Genomic DNA, 15,753 nt, shown 5'->3' with positions numbered 1-15,753 from the left:
ACAATTTTACATTGGCGGGTACCCGGCCCGTCGAAACGGGCAGGGTGAAAGCGAGAGGGTTAGCTGATGGATGTGCGAACGATTCGATTTTTTCCCTGCTGTTTGGCGCTGTAGAGGGCGTTATCAACGCTTCCGACAAATTGTTCCAGCGGTTCAAAATGCCACTCCCCAAGACCGCCGCTGAACGTAACCCGCAGGTTTTCTTCCCGCCAGACGCGTTTTTCAACGGCGGTACGCCACGCTTCCAATAATGAGAGCGCGGAAGACATCTGCTCCGCCTGGAAGATTACGGCGAACTCTTCTCCGCCATAACGGTAAACCGAGACGTGATGTGGCTGCATAATCTGGATCCCTTCACGAGCCACGTTGCGCAGAACGATATCACCGGTCAGGTGACCCAGCGTGTCGTTAATTGACTTAAAGTTATCAATATCCACCAGCGCCATCGCGAAGGGCTGCTGAGCATTCAGCAGCTCTGCGATATCGCTGTCGAACGCGCGTCGGTTTTTACAGCCCGTCAGCGCATCGTGGGTAGCCTGGCGCACATACGCCATTTCGCGCTCTTTATTGGACTGAATCGTGTGGCTCAACATCGCTTCCAGGCGCGGTGCCTCGTTAACGTCGCCAGTTTTGATGGCATTGATAATGTGCATCAGCACGCTACGCGAGGCGTGGCGGAGGTATAAGCCGAAAAGGATGATGATGATGGCCGCCAGCGCAAACCCCCAGCCAACGATCGTCGTTTCGTGGCGGGTGATATCGGGGAGCGTCGCACCGGATACCCGGTAGATGACAAACCAGTCCGGGTTGGTAAACGAGTAATAGTAATACCAGGCGTTGCTTTTCTTGTCGTAAAGATGGCCTTCGCCGCTGGTCATTTTGTCCATCAGCGCTTCGCTCACGTACTGCTTGAAGAGCGCGCCGGTATCCGGATGCAGCACCACAGCACCGTCGCGTTCGACGACGAAGAATTCCCCCTGAACGGGTGCCACCATCTGGCGCAGGGTATAGCCCATTGACGTCAAATCAAGATGAAAGGCGATCGTTCCCTTCAGTCTGCCCTCCGGCGAGATCAACGGCTTATAAAGGGTTACTGTCGGATGGCCGGTAAAGTAGTCCATGTAGGGACGGGTATAGTGGCTGAAGATGCTGGCTTCCGCCTGAGCGACAAACCACGGCCGCGTTCGGGGATCGAAGGTTTTACTCTTCTCCGTGGGGAGCACTTCTGGTGCGCGCAGATAATGCCCCTGCGTATCGGCAAGCGAAATGGAGGAGACGGTCGGCATCAGGTTCTGCAAATGCATGACCATCTGCAGCCCCTGCGTCGGGTTAAGGTTTAGCGTCTCGTTTAGCCTGTCGTCGCGCGCAAAGTACATCGCGGAACGGCCCAGAATATAGTCGTTTTCACGCAGGATAGATTCGGTGTAGTTCACCGCCAGGTTGTGCGTGAAGTTGCTATTGATCTTATGATAATCCTCAAGAAAATCCTTTCGTTGCGAAAGCGTCACCGCGATCGCGATCACCGCAAAACTGCAGAGGATCCCCGCAAAGCTGAGCATAATGGGCCGGGTAAAAGAGAGCTTTTTGCTGTGAAGTGCCATGAGCTGTACATCGTTCCTGATGGTGAATACTTTTCGTCTGCCGATATCCTCTCAGCATAGTCGCTGCCCTGCGGTTAGCGGTGAATTATACGGCACGCGATTTTTGACAGGATGATTTATCTTAAGAACCATTAAGAAAATACTTATTAAAATGGCATGAGCCGTTTTTGCAATGAACCAGAGGCAGGGCGAAACGAGGAAGAAGCTTTTCGCCCTGGTCAGCATCCGTTGCTGACCGTGTGACAATAAAAAACCGGACGATCGCTGACAATCTTCCGGTTTTGCCTTTTCGTCGCGGCTCGACAATTTTTTAACGTGTTGCAGTGCGTTTCAACGTCACTGCGAGGCTCTTCCCAGCCAGCTGTCCCAGTCTTTCCAGACGGGCTGAAGACCCTGCGCCGTCAGGGCGGCGGCGACCGCTTCCGGGCGTCGTCCGTCATGAGGTGCAAATTGTTCCAGTTCCGGATGGTCGTCGGCGTAACCGCCAGGCTGCGTTTTGGAAAACGCGCTGACGTTGTTAATCGCAAGCGGGATGACGCGATCGCGAAACGCCGGGGACTCGCGCGTTGAGAGCGATAATTCCACTTCCGGAGCGAGCAGGCGAAACGCGCAAATGGTCTGCACCAGCTGGCGTTCATCCATCAGCGAAGCCGGTTCAATTCCTCCCGCGCAGGGACGCAGGCGCGGGAAGGAGATGGAGTATCGGCTCTGCCAGTAGTGCTGCTGGAGCCACAGCAAATGTTCCGCCACCATGTAACAATCCACCCGCCAGCTGTCGGAGAGCCCGATCAGCGCACCCAGACCGATTTTGTCGATACCGGCGCGACCCAGCCTGTCCGGCGTTTCCAGGCGGAAGAAGAAATCCTGTTTCTTGCCCTTCAGGTGGTGTCGGGCGTACGTCGCCTCGTGGTAGGTTTCCTGATAGACCATGACGCCGTCCAGCCCGAGCGTTTTGAGCTCCGCGTACTCCTCCTGCGACAGAGGCTGCACTTCCATCTGCAACGACGCAAACTGACGACGAATGGTGGGAAGGTGCCGACGGAAATAGTCCATTCCCACTTTCCCCTGATGTTCGCCCGTGACCAGCAAAAGATGTTCAAAGCCCATTTCACGGATGGCCGCACACTCACGGGCAATCTCAGCCTCATCGAGCGTTTTACGCTTGATGCGGTTGCTCATGGAGAAACCGCAGTAGGTACAGTCATTGGCGCACAGGTTGGAGAGATAGAGCGGCACGTAGAAACTCACCGTGTTGCCAAACCGCTGGCGGGTAAGCCGCTGCGCTCGCTGGGCCATCGGTTCGAGGTAGGCGCTGGCCGCCGGGGAGAGCAGGGCCATCAGATCCTCGCGGGTCAGATGACGGGCCTGCAGCGCGCGCTCCACGTCAGCCGCCGTTTTGCTGTTGATACGCAGGGCAATGTCGTCCCAGCTAAGCTGGCGCCAGCGCTCGGTAAACGTGCTCATGAGATCGCCTCCAGAAAACCGGTCAGCGGGCTGGTGGCCTGCGCCTGGAAACTGCGCGAGCCGGGGCCGGATCCCCTTGCCAGCAGGCCTGCCTCTACGGCCAGGCGGAATGCACGCGCCATCATGACCGGATCGTCGGCAACCGCGATAGCCGTATTGACCAGCACCGCGTCGGCGCCCATCTCCAGCGCCTGCGCGGCATGGCTGGGCACGCCAATGCCCGCATCCACCACCACCGGTACGGTGGCCTGTTCAATAATGATTTCCAGCATCGCGCGGGTCTCCAGCCCCTGGTTGGAGCCAATGGGGGCCCCCAGCGGCATGACGGCAGCGCAACCGACCTCTTCCAGCCGTTTGCACAGGACAGGGTCGGCCCCGCAGTAAGGCAGGACGGTAAACCCTTGCTGAACCAGCTTTTCAGCCGCTTTCAGCGTTTCGATCGGATCGGGCAGCAGCCAGCGGGCATCCGGATGGATTTCCAGCTTCAACCAGCGGGTGCCGAGCGCCTCCCGTGCCAGCTGTGCGGCAAAAATCGCCTCTTCTGCCGTTTTGGCGCCGGAGGTGTTGGGCAACAGCGTGACGCCCGCTTCCAGCAACGGAGCCAGAATGGCATCGCTGTGATGGCGCAGATCCACGCGCTTAAGCGCCAGCGTCACCAGCTGGCTGCCGCTTTCGCGAATGGCCTCCACCATCAGCTGCGGCGAGGCGAATTTTCCGGTTCCGGTAAACAGATGCGAATCAAAATCCTTATCGGCAATACGTAACATCTCAGCCCCCTGCGATAACCTGAAACAGCAGGATCTGGTCGCCTTCATTGACCTGCTGATGTTCCCACTGCTCGCGCGGCAGGATCTGTTGATTGAGCGCCAGCGCCGTTCCCGGCTTGAGCTGACGCAGCTTGTCGAGCAGTGCGGCAACGGTGAGCCCGTCGTCGCAGCTCATCGGCTCATCGTTAAACAGAATGCGCATCGCGGCCTCCGCACACCGGGCAGTGGCTGGCGCGATGCAGCGCCAGATGACGCCAGCCGCTGGAGCGGGCATCAAACAGCCGCAGCGTATTGCGTTCCGTCTCCATGCCGCTGAGCAGCTTGATGGCCTCCAGCGCCTGCATCGTGCTCATCACGCCGACCACCGGACCCAGAATGCCCGCCGTACGGCAGTTGCGCGTCGGCTCGGCATCGTCCGGCCACAGGCAGCGATAGCAGCCCTGCGTCCACGGTGGCGTCAGAACCATCATTTGCCCGCCGAACCCCACCGCGCTGGCGGTGATAAGCGGCGTATGGTTTGCCACGCAGGCGGCGTTGATCGCCTGGCGCGTCGCCATGTTGTCGGTACAGTCCAGCACCACGTCGGCAAGGGCGACTTCACGGTGCAGGCTTTCACCGCCAAGCCGCTCCTGTAGGGCAATCAGTTCGATACCCGGGTTAAGCTGATGCAGCCGCTGCCGGGTGATCTGTGCTTTCGGCTGGTTGATATCCTCGGTGGTAAAGAGGATTTGTCGCTGCAGGTTGCTGAGGTGGACCTCGTCGTCGTCGGCCAGCACCAGCGTGCCGATGCCCGCGCCTGCCAGATAGAGCGCGGCGGGTGTGCCTAATCCCCCCAGGCCAACAATCAGCACCCGGCTGGCCAGCAGTTTTTGCTGCCCGTCGATGGCGATATCTTCCAGCAGGATCTGACGGCTGTAGCGCATAAAGTCGCGATCATTCATCGCCTGCTCCTGCCAGCTGTAACAGCTGTTCAGTGGCGGCCTGCCAGTCTGCGGCCTGGGTGATGGCGCTGACGACGGCGATGCTGCCCACGCCGGTCTCCAGCACTGCCGGGGCGCGTTCCAGGCTGATTCCGCCGATGGCGACGGTGGGGTAGTCGGCAAGGCGTTTAACGTGACCCGCCAGTTGCGTCAGACCCTGCGGAGCGGAGGGCATCTGCTTGGTTTGCGTCGGGAAGACGTGACCGAGCGCGATGTAAGAGGGACGGGCCGCCAGGGCCACGTCGATCTCCATGTCATCGTGTGTTGACACACCAAGACGCAACCCGGCGTCACGGATTGCGCTCAGATCCGTTGTTTCCAGGTCCTCCTGACCCAGATGCACGCCGTACGCCCGGTGCTTAACGGCCAGCCGCCAGTAGTCATTGATAAACAGGCGGGCGTTATACCGACGCCCCAGCGCAATGGCGGCAACCACATCGGCTTCCACCTCCTCATCGCGTTTATCCTTGATGCGCAGCTGGAGGGTGCGAACGCCTGCTTCCAGCAGGCGCGCTATCCACGCCACGCTGTCCACCACCGGATAGAGCCCTAAACGGTAGGGAACGGGTGGGAAATCGGGCTGGTACATTACGCCTCCTCTTTTTTGAGGTAGATTTCGCCGCCTTTGGCGCGGAAGGTTTCGGACATGTCCGCCATACCCACTTCAATGGTTTGCGTGGCGGCGTAGTCGCGCACCTCCTGGCTGATTTTCATCGAGCAGAACTTCGGCCCACACATGGAGCAGAAGTGCGCGACTTTGCCCGATTCCTGCGGCAGGGTTTCGTCGTGGTAGGCGCGGGCGGTGAACGGATCCAGCGCCAGGTTGAACTGGTCTTCCCAGCGGAATTCAAAGCGCGCCTTCGACATGGCGTTATCACGGATTTGCGCGCCCGGGTGGCCTTTGGCCAGATCCGCCGCGTGGGCGGCAATCTTGTAGGTGATCAGCCCCTGCTTCACGTCCTCTTTGTTTGGCAGCCCGAGGTGCTCTTTCGGCGTCACGTAGCAGAGCATGGCGCAGCCGAACCAGCCGATCATCGCCGCGCCAATGCCTGACGTGAAGTGGTCATAGCCCGGCGCGATGTCGGTGGTCAGTGGCCCCAGCGTGTAGAACGGCGCTTCGTGGCAGTGCTCCAGCTCTTCGGTCATGTTGCGGCGGATCATCTGCATCGGCACGTGTCCCGGGCCTTCAATCATCACCTGCACGTCATACTCCCAGGCGATTTTGGTCAGTTCGCCCAGCGTGTGCAGCTCGGCAAACTGCGCTTCGTCGTTGGCGTCGCGGATGGAGCCCGGGCGCAGGCCGTCGCCCAGCGACAGAGAGACATCGTAAGCGGCGCAGATTTCGCAGATCTCGCGGAAGTGTTCGTAAAGGAAGTTCTCCTGGTGATGGGAGAGGCACCACTTCGCCATGATCGAACCGCCGCGCGAGACGATGCCGGTCAGACGCTTCGCGGTCATCGGCACGTAGCGCAGCAGCACGCCCGCGTGAATGGTGAAGTAGTCCACGCCCTGTTCCGCCTGCTCCAGCAGCGTGTCGCGGAACGCTTCCCAGGTAAGGTTTTCGGCGATGCCGTTGACCTTCTCCAGTGCCTGATAAATCGGGACGGTGCCAATCGGAACCGGGCTGTTACGCAGGATCCATTCGCGGGTTTCGTGAATATAGCGGCCGGTGGAGAGATCCATTACCGTGTCCGCGCCCCAGCGCGTTGACCAGACAAGCTTTTCAACCTCTTCTTCGATGGAGGAGGTGACGGCCGAGTTACCGATGTTAGCGTTGACCTTCACCAGGAAGTTGCGGCCGATAATCATCGGCTCGGATTCCGGGTGGTTAATGTTGGCGGGGATGATCGCGCGGCCTGCGGCCACTTCGTCACGCACAAATTCCGGCGTGATGTTCTCCGGCAGGCGTGCGCCAAAGCCTTCGCCTGGGTGTTGGTAGCGCAGCACTTCGCTGCGGATACGCTCGCGGCCCATGTTCTCGCGGATGGCGATGAACTCCATCTCCGGCGTGACGATCCCCTGGCGGGCGTAGTGCAGCTGCGTCACGCATTTGCCCGCTCTGGCGCGTTTTGGCGTCAGCAGGCCGGTAAAGCGCAGCGCGTCCAGACCGTCGTCGGCCAGGCGTTCTTTGGTGTATGCAGAACTGCGTACGCTCAGTTCTTCGCAGTCGTTACGCGCCTCTATCCACGGCTGGCGCAGCTTTGCCAGACCCTGCTGGACGTTAATAGCAACATCAGGATCGCCGTACGGGCCGGAGGTGTCATACACCGGCACGGCTTCGTTGTCTTCATACTGCGGATTCTCTTTGCTGCCGCCGATAAGCGTCGGGCTGAGCTGGATTTCGCGCATCGGGACGCGGATATCGGCCTGCGAGCCGGAAATGTAGATGCGTTTCGAGTTCGGGAAAGCGGTGCCTTCCAGGGTGTCGATGAAGTGTTGGGCCTGTGCACGCTGTTCGCGGCGGGTCAGTTTTGCAGTAGACATAGCTCATTCCAAAAGTGAAGGACATGGCTTGTCAGACGACGGATGAAGCAAGAGAGGATCGCCCGGGGGGCGATACAACAGCAGTGTGACTCTTGTTCCCTTCGCAGGTATTAGCCTGATCAGGTTCCGCGGATCCCGAATTAACGGTCTCAGCCCGGCTTTCGCTCTGGGCACTCCGACAAGAAAAATCCCCCTCGTGAGAGGGGCGAATGGTTGTAAATTACTCGTTAACGATTAAGAACTCAAGCCGGGCGCGCGATGTTATCTTCGGGGCTGGCGTCCAGGACGAGGCTAATCAGCTTATCTTCCAGCGTGAATCGCTCTTCCAGCGCTTCGCCAAGGTCGGAAAGCGCCTGCTGGAACTCAAGATAGTTATCGTGATCGATGGCGTTCTCAAGCGTGGAATCGTAGTAATCCATGATCTGCTGGGTGTTGGCTTCCAGCAGCGGACAAAGCTTGCTGGCCGCTAAATACGGCGTTGTCCCTTCCATTTCGCGGATAATGCGTTCATAAATATTGAAATGGCCGTCGGACAGATAGTCGACCAGGCTCTGACAAAAATCATCTAGCGCTTTTTCATTCAGCCGCATAAACGATTCTTTGCCAGGCTTAAGACCGACCAGATTGTAATAAGCCACGAGTAGATGCTTGCGCACATGTAGCCAGCGATCCACCAGTTTGTTACTTCCTCTAACGCGCTCAGTCAGGCTTTCTAGCTGGTTTAACATGGTCGACTCCGCAAAGTGTAGGATTGAATCTGCTCATCCAGAATGTAACCACAATGCTAACAACATGTCAGTGAAGCGAAGGTAGTGCAATAGATATGGATCGTATTATTGAAAAATCAGATCTGGGTTGGTGGATCGTCAGTCACGAACAAAAATTATGGTTGCCCGGTGGAGAGCTGCCCTACGGTGCGGCGGAAACGTTCGATCTCGTGGGCCAGCCTGCGCTGAAGATCGGCGAGTGGCAGGGTGAACCCGTGTGGTTGATCCAACAAGCGCGTCGTCTGGATATGGGATCCGTTCGCCAGGTGTTGGATCTGGACGTAGGCCTGTTCCAGCTGGCGGGGCGGGGCGTGCAGCTGGCGGAGTTTTACCGCTCGCACAAATACTGCGGCTATTGCGGCCATACCATGCACCCGAGTAAAACCGAGTGGGCGATGCTCTGCAGCCACTGCCGCGAACGTTATTACCCACAAATTGCGCCGTGCATTATCGTCGCTATCCGTCGGGATGACTCTATTTTGCTTGCACAGCATACCCGCCATCGCAACGGCATTCATACCGTGCTGGCCGGGTTTGTCGAGGTGGGCGAAACGCTGGAGCAGGCAGTGGCGCGCGAGGTGATGGAAGAGAGCGGGATCAAAGTGAAGAACCTGCGCTACGTCACCTCCCAGCCGTGGCCGTTCCCGCAGTCGCTGATGACGGCCTTTATGGCCGACTATGACAGCGGCGAGATCGTTATCGATCAGAAAGAGCTGCTGGATGCGAACTGGTATCGCTATGACGATCTACCGCTGCTCCCCCCACCGGGTACCGTGGCGCGTCGGCTGATAGAAGATACCGTAGCGATGTGTCGGGCCGAGTATGAGTAGTGTTACACTGAGGCCATGACGCTTAAGGAACTGCAAAAATGACCGAACTGAAGAACGATCGTTATCTGCGTGCGCTGCTGCGCCAGCCCGTTGATGTCACCCCGGTGTGGATGATGCGCCAGGCGGGACGCTATCTGCCAGAGTACAAAGCCACGCGCGCGCAGGCGGGCGATTTTATGTCGCTGTGCAAAAACGCCGAGCTGGCCTGTGAAGTGACGCTCCAGCCGTTGCGCCGCTTCCCGCTGGATGCGGCGATCCTCTTCTCGGATATTCTGACCATTCCGGATGCGATGGGCCTTGGCCTGTACTTCGAAACCGGTGAAGGCCCGCGTTTTACCTCTCCGATCAGAAGCAAAGCCGACGTGGACAAACTGCCGATCCCCGATCCGGAAGGCGAGCTGGGCTACGTGATGAACGCCGTGCGCACCATTCGCCGCGAGCTGAAAGGTGAAGTGCCGCTGATTGGCTTCTCCGGCAGCCCGTGGACGCTGGCGACCTATATGGTGGAAGGGGGCAGCAGCAAAGCCTTCACCCTGATTAAAAAGATGATGTACGCCGAGCCGCTGGCTCTGCATGCGCTGCTCGACAAGCTCGCGAAGAGCGTCACGCTCTACCTCAACGCGCAGATTAAAGCCGGTGCGCAGTCGGTGATGATTTTCGATACCTGGGGCGGCGTGCTGACCGGGCGTGATTATCAACAGTTCTCCCTGTATTACATGCATAAAATCGTTGACGGCCTGCTGCGCGAAAACGAAGGCCGCCGCGTGCCGGTCACGCTGTTCACCAAAGGTGGCGGTCAGTGGCTGGAAGCCATGGCGGCAACCGGCTGTGACGCCCTGGGTCTCGACTGGACTACCGATATCGCTGATGCCCGCCGCCGCGTGGGCGACAAAGTAGCGCTTCAGGGCAATATGGACCCGTCCATGCTCTATGCGCCGCCTGCCCGCATTGAAGAAGAAGTGTCGACTATACTGTCTGGTTTCGGCCAGGGGGAAGGCCACGTCTTTAACCTCGGCCACGGTATTCATCAGGATGTACCGCCAGAGCATGCAGGCGTATTTGTGGAGGCGGTGCATCGGCTTTCTGCCCAGTATCACAAGTAAGGAGTCGTTATGGATCTCGCGTCGCTACGCGCTCAACAAATCGAACTGGCCTCATCGGTGATCCGCGAGGATCGTCTGGATAAGGATCCTCCGCAGTACATTGGCGGAGCCGACGTCGGGTTTGAGCAGGGTGGGGACGTGACGCGAGCGGCGATGGTGGTCCTGAAATACCCTTCGCTCGAGCTGGTGGAGTACAAGGTCGCGCGTATTGCCACCACCATGCCGTACATTCCGGGCTTTCTCTCCTTCCGCGAATATCCCGCGCTGCTGGCAGCGTGGGAGCAGCTTTCGCAAAAACCTGACCTGCTTTTTGTCGATGGGCACGGTATCTCACACCCGCGCCGTTTAGGCGTTGCCAGCCACTTTGGGCTGCTGGTGGATGTGCCGACCATCGGTGTCGCCAAGAAACGCCTCTGCGGCACCTTTGAACCTCTTTCAGCCGAGCCGGGTGCGCTGGCGCCGCTTATCCATAAAGGCGAGCAGCTGGCGTGGGTCTGGCGCAGCAAGGCACGCTGTAATCCGCTGTTCATCGCCACCGGCCATCGGGTGAGTATGGACAGCGCCCTGGCGTGGGTACAGCGCTGCATGAAGGGCTACCGCTTACCGGAGCCAACGCGCTGGGCTGACGCGGTGGCCTCTTCGCGTCCGGCTTTTGTTCGTTGGCAGGAAATTCAGCGATGATTCAGGTAAACTGCGCCTAATTTTCGATTCGAGAGATCATCATGCTACAAAACCCGATTCACCTGCGCCTTGAAAAGCTGGAAAGCTGGCAGCACGTCACCTTCATGGCTTGCCTGTGCGAGCGCATGTATCCCAACTATGCCGCGTTCTGCAAGCAGACCGGCTTTGGTGATGGCCATATCTACCGCCGCATTCTGGATCTGATCTGGGAAACGCTGACGGTGAAAGACGCGAAGGTGAATTTCGACTCTCAGCTCGAAAAGCTGGAAGAGGCGATCCCGGTGGCGGATGATTTTGACCTGTACGGCGTCTACCCGGCAATTGATGCCTGTGTGGCGTTAAGCGAATTGCTCCACTCCCGCCTGAGCGGTGAGACGCTGGAGCACGCTATTGAAGTCAGTAAGGCCTCTATCACCACCGTGGCGATGCTGGAAATGACCCAGGAAGGTCGCGAGATGACCGACGAAGAGCTGCGTGCAAATCCGGCCGTTGAGCAAGAATGGGATATCCAGTGGGAGATTTTCCGCCTCCTGGCAGAGTGTGAAGAACGCGACATTGAGCTGATAAAAGGGCTGCGCGCGGACTTACGTGAGGCCGGTGAGAGTAATATTGGTATAATTTTTAACCAATGAGATAAGAAAACTTGAGATAACGCCCGTTTTGTCGCTCCTCGACTCTTCCCTTTCGACCCTTGTCTGGTCTACATTTGGGGGGCGAAAAAAAGTGGCTATCGGTGCGTGTATGCAGGAGAGTGCTTTTTTGGCATTTTCGTCGCACTCGATGCTTAGCAAGCGATAAACACATTGAAAGGATAACTTATGAACAAGACTCAACTGATTGATGTAATTGCGGACAAGGCTGATCTGTCTAAAGTGCAGGCTAAAGCTGCTCTGGAATCTACCCTGGCTGCTATTACTGAGTCTCTGAAAGAAGGCGATGCTGTACAACTGGTTGGTTTCGGTACCTTCAAAGTGAACCACCGCGCTGAGCGTACTGGCCGCAACCCGCAGACCGGTAAAGAAATCAAAATTGCCGCAGCTAACGTGCCGGCATTTGTTTCTGGTAAAGCACTGAAAGACGCAGTTAAGTAAGACGCGTGGCAGTGAACAGTTTTAGCGAAGGGGCGGCAACGCCCCTTTTGTCTTTCTGGCGCGGAACGCTCGCGCTGGCAGGTGCGCTGCTGCTGTCAGCCTGTAGTCACGACACCACTCTGCCGCCGTTTACCGCCAGCGGCTACGCTGACAACCAGGGCGCGGTCAGGATCTGGCGTAAAGATTCCGGCAATGAAGTTCATCTGTTGTCTGCCTTCAGCCCGTGGCATAGCGGAAATACGTCGACGGCAGAATATCGCTGGCAGGGAGATGATCTCTCGCTGATTGAGCTGAACGTCTACAGCAAGACCCCCGAACACGTGAAAGTGCGTTTTGACGACCATGGTGAGCTAAGCTTTATGCAGCGTGAAGTCAGCGGTCAAAAACAGCAGCTTTCCAGCGACCAAATCGCCCTCTACCGTTACCGTGCCGAACAAATCCGCCAGACCAGCGATGCGCTTCGTCTGGGACGCGTTGTGCTGCGCCAGGGGCGCTGGCATAACGACGGGACGGTAACCACCTGCGAAGGGCAAACGGTGAAGCCTGAGCTTGAATCCTGGGCGACCGAACACATTCAACGCCGTCAGCGTCATTCATCAATGGACGTGAGCGTGGCGTGGCTTGAGGCGCCGGAAGGCTCTCAATTGCTATTGGTGGCGAACGAAGATTTCTGCACCTGGCAGCCGACAGAGAAGAGTTTTTGAGTTTTGTGGATTAAGCCGGATGGCGCTAACGCTTATCCGGCCTACGAACGATTCCCTCTCCCTGTGGGAGAGGGTGAGGGCGAGGAGGAATTACTCCCCCTGCTCACGCGCAATCGCGCGATAGCCGATATCCTGACGGCTAAAGCTACCGTTCCAGTGAATATCCGCCATCAGCGCATAGGCGCGCTTCTGTGCTTCTGCCACGGTATGGCCCAGCGCGGTCGCACACAGCACGCGTCCGCCGTTGGTCAGAACGCGATCGTCCTCAGCTAGCTTCGTACCGGCGTGGAACACCTTCGCACCGTCAATCTCTTCCAGCGGCAGACCGTGGATCTCATCACCGGTGCTGTAGTTGCCCGGATAACCGCCCGCAGCAATCACCACGCCGAGAGACGCACGCTCGTCCCACTCGGAGGTTTTCTCGTCCAGCTTGCCATCGCAGGCAGCCAGGCACAGCTCCACCAGATCGGATTTCATGCGCAGCATGATGGGCTGGGTTTCCGGATCGCCAAAGCGGCAGTTGAATTCGATGACCTTAGGGTTACCCTGCTTGTCGATCATCAGGCCTGCATAAAGGAAACCGGTGTAGGTATTGCCTTCTGCCGCCATTCCCTTCACGGTAGGCCAGATGATGCGATCCATGGTGCGCTGGTGGACGTCGTCAGTCACGACCGGCGCAGGGGAGTAAGCGCCCATCCCGCCGGTATTAGGCCCCGTGTCGCCATTGCCCACACGCTTGTGATCCTGGCTGGTGGCCATCGGCAGAACGTGCTCGCCGTCGACCATGACGATAAAGCTCGCCTCTTCACCGTCGAGGAACTCTTCAATCACGATGCGGTGGCCCGCATCGCCAAAGGCGTTACCTGCCAGCATATCCTGAACCGCGGCTTCGGCTTCTTCGAGCGTCATCGCGACGATCACGCCTTTACCCGCGGCCAGACCGTCGGCCTTGATAACAATCGGCGCGCCTTTCTCACGTAACCAGGCCAGAGCAGGCTCCACTTCAGTGAAATTCTGATATTCCGCCGTCGGGATGTTATGACGCGCGAGGAAATCTTTGGTGAAGGCTTTGGAGCCTTCCAGCTGCGCGGCGCCTTCCGTTGGGCCAAAGATTTTCAGGCCCGCTGCGCGGAACGCATCCACCACGCCAATCACCAGCGGCGCTTCAGGGCCGACGATGGTCAGGTCGATTTTCTCCTGCTGAGCAAAGCTTAACAGCGCCGGAATGTCGGTCACGCCGATAGCCACGTTCTGCAGCGCGGGCTCCAGCGCGGTACCGGCGTTGCCCGGTGCCACGAAGACCGTTTTAACCAGCGGAGACTGGGCCGCTTTCCACGCCAGCGCGTGCTCGCGTCCGCCGTTACCAATCACTAATACTTTCATTTTCTGCTCCGGGAATTAATGGCGGAAGTGACGCATGTCGGTGAAGATCATCGCAATGCCGTGTTCGTCGGCAGCGGCAATCACTTCGTCGTCACGGATTGAGCCGCCAGGCTGGATCACGCAGGTGATGCCGACAGCGGCTGCGGCGTCGATACCGTCACGGAACGGGAAGAAGGCGTCAGAGGCCATGGCGGAGCCTTTGACTTCCAGGCCTTCATCGCCTGCTTTAATACCCGCGATTTTCGCCGAGTAAACGCGGCTCATCTGGCCTGCGCCTATCCCGATGGTCATGTTCTCTTTGGCATAGACGATGGCGTTGGATTTCACGAACTTCGCCACCTTCCAGCAGAACAGCGCGTCACGCAGCTCCTGTTCGGTCGGCTGACGTTTGGTCACCACGCGCAGGTCGGCTTCTGTCACCATCCCCAGATCGCGGTCCTGAACCAGCAGGCCGCCGTTCACGCGCTTGAAGTCCAGGCCCGGCACGCGTTCCGCCCACTGACCACAAACCAGTACACGCACGTTCTGTTTTGCCGCGGTGATTTTCAGCGCGTCTTCGGAGGCCGATGGCGCGATGATCACTTCAACAAACTGGCGGGAGATGATGGCCTGAGCGGTTTCAGCATCCAGCTCGCGGTTGAAGGCGATAATGCCGCCGAACGCGGAGGTCGGGTCGGTTTTGTAGGCGCGGTCATAGGCGTCCAGAATGGAGGTGCTCACGGCAACGCCACATGGGTTCGCATGCTTGACGATAACGCAGGCCGGCTCGCTGAATTCTTTCACGCATTCCAGCGCCGCGTCGGTGTCGGCAATGTTGTTATAGGAGAGCGCTTTGCCTTGCACCTGCTGGGCGGTCGCAACTGAGGCTTCTTTTACCTCTTCTTCTATATAGAAGGCCGCCTGCTGGTGGCTGTTCTCGCCGTAGCGCATATCCTGCTTCTTAATGAAGTTCAGATTCAGGGTGCGCGGGAAGCGGCCTGAAGGATCTTTGCTTTCACCGTGGTAAGCCGGCACCAGGCTACCGAAGTAGTTGGCGATCATGCTGTCGTACGCGGCGGTGTGCTCGAAGGCTTTGATGGCGAGGTCGAAACGCGTTTCCAGGGTCAGCGACCCATCGTTGGCGTCCATCTCATTAATAATGGCGCTGTAATCGCTGCTCTTGACCACGATGGCGACATCTTTATGGTTCTTGGCCGCAGAGCGCACCATGGTCGGGCCACCGATATCAATATTCTCTACGGCATCTTCCAGAGAGCAGCCTTCGCGCGCCACGGTCTGGGCGAACGGGTAGAGGTTAACGACAACCATGTCGATCGGCGCGATGTCGTGCTGTTCCATAATGGCGTCGTCCTGACCGCGACGGCCAAGAATACCGCCGTGGACTTTCGGGTGCAGGGTTTTGACGCGTCCATCCATCATTTCCGGGAAACCGGTGTAATCGGACACTTCGGTTACCGGCAGACCTTTATCTGCTAACAGGCGAGCGGTTCCACCTGTGGAAAGCAGCTCTACACCGCGTGCAGAAAGTGCCTGAGCGAATTCGACGATACCGGCTTTATCAGAAACACTGAGCAGAGCGCGGCGGACTGGACGACGTTGTTGCATGGTAAATCCCCTGGATTTCACGATTACAGAGAGCGTTAGATGAATTTTCCTGTGAAAAACTCATCTAACACACCTGACGAGGCATCCTTATAAAGCGCGAGCATTTTAACGAAAACGTTTGCGCAACGCTCGCACATTTTCACTTTTTCGTATCATTGTGGATAAGTCTGTGCGTAAAAAGGTATAAGGCGGGGTTTTGCTGTGGAATGCAGCAGTCAGTCATTTTTCTGTCATTTAGCGGTTGCGGCCTGCGGAGAACTCCCTATAATGCGCCTCCATCGACACGGCGGATG

The 15,753-nt window shown here is 58.1% G+C and carries 16 protein-coding genes and 1 riboswitch; of the genes, 6 read left to right on the top strand and 10 right to left on the bottom strand.

Features of this window, described 5'->3' with window-relative positions; all coding sequences use genetic code 11:
- Positions 1–59: 59 nt before the first annotated feature.
- The 8 genes from HMPREF3143_RS14825 to HMPREF3143_RS14790 all read right to left on the bottom strand — a co-directional run bounded on the left by HMPREF3143_RS14825 (position 60) and on the right by HMPREF3143_RS14790 (position 8,024).
- Entirely contained in the window at positions 60–1,601 is a 1,542-nt protein-coding gene (locus HMPREF3143_RS14825) for a sensor domain-containing diguanylate cyclase (RefSeq protein WP_070533508.1), read from the bottom strand.
- A 336-nt stretch (positions 1,602–1,937) separates the two neighbouring features.
- Positions 1,938–3,065 carry a 2-iminoacetate synthase ThiH gene (gene thiH, locus HMPREF3143_RS14820; RefSeq protein WP_063617101.1) on the bottom strand — a complete coding sequence of 376 codons (1,128 nt, stop codon included), beginning with the start codon at positions 3,063–3,065 and terminating at the stop codon, positions 1,938–1,940.
- Positions 3,062–3,832 (bottom strand): thiazole synthase, encoded by a 771-nt coding sequence (gene thiG / locus HMPREF3143_RS14815; RefSeq protein ID WP_023345241.1) that lies wholly within the window; start codon positions 3,830–3,832, stop codon positions 3,062–3,064. The genes thiH and thiG overlap by 4 nt, the downstream gene beginning before the upstream one ends.
- A gap of 1 nt (position 3,833) precedes the next feature.
- Entirely contained in the window at positions 3,834–4,034 is a 201-nt protein-coding gene (thiS, locus tag HMPREF3143_RS14810; protein ID WP_021242959.1) for a sulfur carrier protein ThiS, read from the bottom strand.
- Entirely contained in the window at positions 4,018–4,773 is a 756-nt protein-coding gene (locus tag HMPREF3143_RS14805; protein ID WP_070533506.1) for a HesA/MoeB/ThiF family protein, read from the bottom strand. Before HMPREF3143_RS14805 ends, thiS begins: the two co-directional genes overlap by 17 nt.
- Positions 4,766–5,401 carry a thiamine phosphate synthase gene (thiE, locus tag HMPREF3143_RS14800; protein ID WP_021242961.1) on the bottom strand — a complete coding sequence of 212 codons (636 nt, stop codon included), beginning with the start codon at positions 5,399–5,401 and terminating at the stop codon, positions 4,766–4,768. The genes HMPREF3143_RS14805 and thiE overlap by 8 nt, the downstream gene beginning before the upstream one ends.
- Positions 5,401–7,296, bottom strand: coding sequence for a phosphomethylpyrimidine synthase ThiC (gene thiC / locus HMPREF3143_RS14795; protein ID WP_045354606.1), 1,896 nt, complete (start codon positions 7,294–7,296; stop codon positions 5,401–5,403). The genes thiE and thiC overlap by 1 nt, the downstream gene beginning before the upstream one ends.
- A gap of 79 nt (positions 7,297–7,375) precedes the next feature.
- Positions 7,376–7,484, bottom strand: a riboswitch (TPP riboswitch).
- Between the two features lie 54 nt (positions 7,485–7,538).
- Positions 7,539–8,024, bottom strand: coding sequence for an Rsd/AlgQ family anti-sigma factor (locus HMPREF3143_RS14790; protein WP_008503464.1), 486 nt, complete (start codon positions 8,022–8,024; stop codon positions 7,539–7,541).
- 95 nt (positions 8,025–8,119) lie between these two features.
- Between HMPREF3143_RS14790 and nudC the strand changes: the two genes are divergently transcribed.
- From nudC to HMPREF3143_RS14760, 6 genes are all read left to right on the top strand, one after another.
- Positions 8,120–8,893 (top strand): NAD(+) diphosphatase, encoded by a 774-nt coding sequence (gene nudC / locus HMPREF3143_RS14785; RefSeq protein ID WP_070533504.1) that lies wholly within the window; start codon positions 8,120–8,122, stop codon positions 8,891–8,893.
- A 38-nt stretch (positions 8,894–8,931) separates the two neighbouring features.
- Positions 8,932–9,996 carry a uroporphyrinogen decarboxylase gene (gene hemE, locus HMPREF3143_RS14780; RefSeq protein ID WP_008503466.1) on the top strand — a complete coding sequence of 355 codons (1,065 nt, stop codon included), beginning with the start codon at positions 8,932–8,934 and terminating at the stop codon, positions 9,994–9,996.
- Positions 9,997–10,005: 9 nt separating this feature from the next.
- The gene (gene nfi, locus HMPREF3143_RS14775; protein WP_059360277.1) at positions 10,006–10,677 is read left to right on the top strand and encodes a deoxyribonuclease V; all 672 of its coding nucleotides are present in this window, start codon (positions 10,006–10,008) and stop codon (positions 10,675–10,677) included.
- A gap of 41 nt (positions 10,678–10,718) precedes the next feature.
- Entirely contained in the window at positions 10,719–11,309 is a 591-nt protein-coding gene (locus HMPREF3143_RS14770) for a YjaG family protein (RefSeq protein ID WP_008503468.1), read from the top strand.
- Between the two features lie 186 nt (positions 11,310–11,495).
- Positions 11,496–11,768, top strand: a complete 273-nt coding sequence (gene hupA, locus HMPREF3143_RS14765; RefSeq protein ID WP_002445246.1) for a nucleoid-associated protein HU-alpha — start codon at positions 11,496–11,498, stop codon at positions 11,766–11,768.
- A gap of 11 nt (positions 11,769–11,779) precedes the next feature.
- Positions 11,780–12,472 (top strand): DUF1481 domain-containing protein, encoded by a 693-nt coding sequence (locus HMPREF3143_RS14760; protein WP_021242965.1) that lies wholly within the window; start codon positions 11,780–11,782, stop codon positions 12,470–12,472.
- A 90-nt stretch (positions 12,473–12,562) separates the two neighbouring features.
- Here HMPREF3143_RS14760 and purD read toward each other — a convergent pair whose 3' ends face one another.
- Both purD and purH read right to left on the bottom strand, forming a co-directional pair.
- On the bottom strand, positions 12,563–13,855 hold the full coding sequence (purD, locus tag HMPREF3143_RS14755) for a phosphoribosylamine--glycine ligase (protein WP_008503470.1): 1,293 nt from the start codon (positions 13,853–13,855) through the stop codon (positions 12,563–12,565).
- 15 nt (positions 13,856–13,870) lie between these two features.
- On the bottom strand, positions 13,871–15,460 hold the full coding sequence (purH, locus tag HMPREF3143_RS14750) for a bifunctional phosphoribosylaminoimidazolecarboxamide formyltransferase/IMP cyclohydrolase (RefSeq protein ID WP_058654399.1): 1,590 nt from the start codon (positions 15,458–15,460) through the stop codon (positions 13,871–13,873).
- Between the last annotated feature and the right edge of the window lie 293 nt (positions 15,461–15,753).

The sequence above is a fragment of the Enterobacter sp. HMSC16D10 genome, from assembly GCF_001807145.1.
In the GTDB taxonomy this organism is placed as follows: Bacteria; Pseudomonadota; Gammaproteobacteria; order Enterobacterales; family Enterobacteriaceae; genus Enterobacter; species Enterobacter roggenkampii.
The sequence above is the reverse complement of the archived record's forward strand: the minus strand, read 5'-3'. Positions and strand labels throughout refer to the sequence as shown.

Excerpts from the sequence above, each read along its gene's own strand:
- HMPREF3143_RS14825 (WP_070533508.1), bottom strand. The coding sequence starts at position 1,601 with ATGGCACTTCACAGCAAAAAGCTCTCTTTTACCCGGCCCATTATGCTC.
- thiH (WP_063617101.1), bottom strand. The coding sequence starts at position 3,065 with ATGAGCACGTTTACCGAGCGCTGGCGCCAGCTTAGCTGGGACGACATT.
- thiG (WP_023345241.1), bottom strand. The coding sequence starts at position 3,832 with ATGTTACGTATTGCCGATAAGGATTTTGATTCGCATCTGTTTACCGGA.
- thiS (WP_021242959.1), bottom strand. The coding sequence starts at position 4,034 with ATGCGCATTCTGTTTAACGATGAGCCGATGAGCTGCGACGACGGGCTC.
- HMPREF3143_RS14805 (WP_070533506.1), bottom strand. The coding sequence starts at position 4,773 with ATGAATGATCGCGACTTTATGCGCTACAGCCGTCAGATCCTGCTGGAA.
- thiE (WP_021242961.1), bottom strand. The coding sequence starts at position 5,401 with ATGTACCAGCCCGATTTCCCACCCGTTCCCTACCGTTTAGGGCTCTAT.
- thiC (WP_045354606.1), bottom strand. The coding sequence starts at position 7,296 with ATGTCTACTGCAAAACTGACCCGCCGCGAACAGCGTGCACAGGCCCAA.
- HMPREF3143_RS14790 (WP_008503464.1), bottom strand. The coding sequence starts at position 8,024 with ATGTTAAACCAGCTAGAAAGCCTGACTGAGCGCGTTAGAGGAAGTAAC.
- nudC (WP_070533504.1), top strand. The coding sequence starts at position 8,120 with ATGGATCGTATTATTGAAAAATCAGATCTGGGTTGGTGGATCGTCAGT.
- hemE (WP_008503466.1), top strand. The coding sequence starts at position 8,932 with ATGACCGAACTGAAGAACGATCGTTATCTGCGTGCGCTGCTGCGCCAG.
- nfi (WP_059360277.1), top strand. The coding sequence starts at position 10,006 with ATGGATCTCGCGTCGCTACGCGCTCAACAAATCGAACTGGCCTCATCG.
- HMPREF3143_RS14770 (WP_008503468.1), top strand. The coding sequence starts at position 10,719 with ATGCTACAAAACCCGATTCACCTGCGCCTTGAAAAGCTGGAAAGCTGG.
- hupA (WP_002445246.1), top strand. The coding sequence starts at position 11,496 with ATGAACAAGACTCAACTGATTGATGTAATTGCGGACAAGGCTGATCTG.
- purD (WP_008503470.1), bottom strand. The coding sequence starts at position 13,855 with ATGAAAGTATTAGTGATTGGTAACGGCGGACGCGAGCACGCGCTGGCG.
- purH (WP_058654399.1), bottom strand. The coding sequence starts at position 15,460 with ATGCAACAACGTCGTCCAGTCCGCCGCGCTCTGCTCAGTGTTTCTGAT.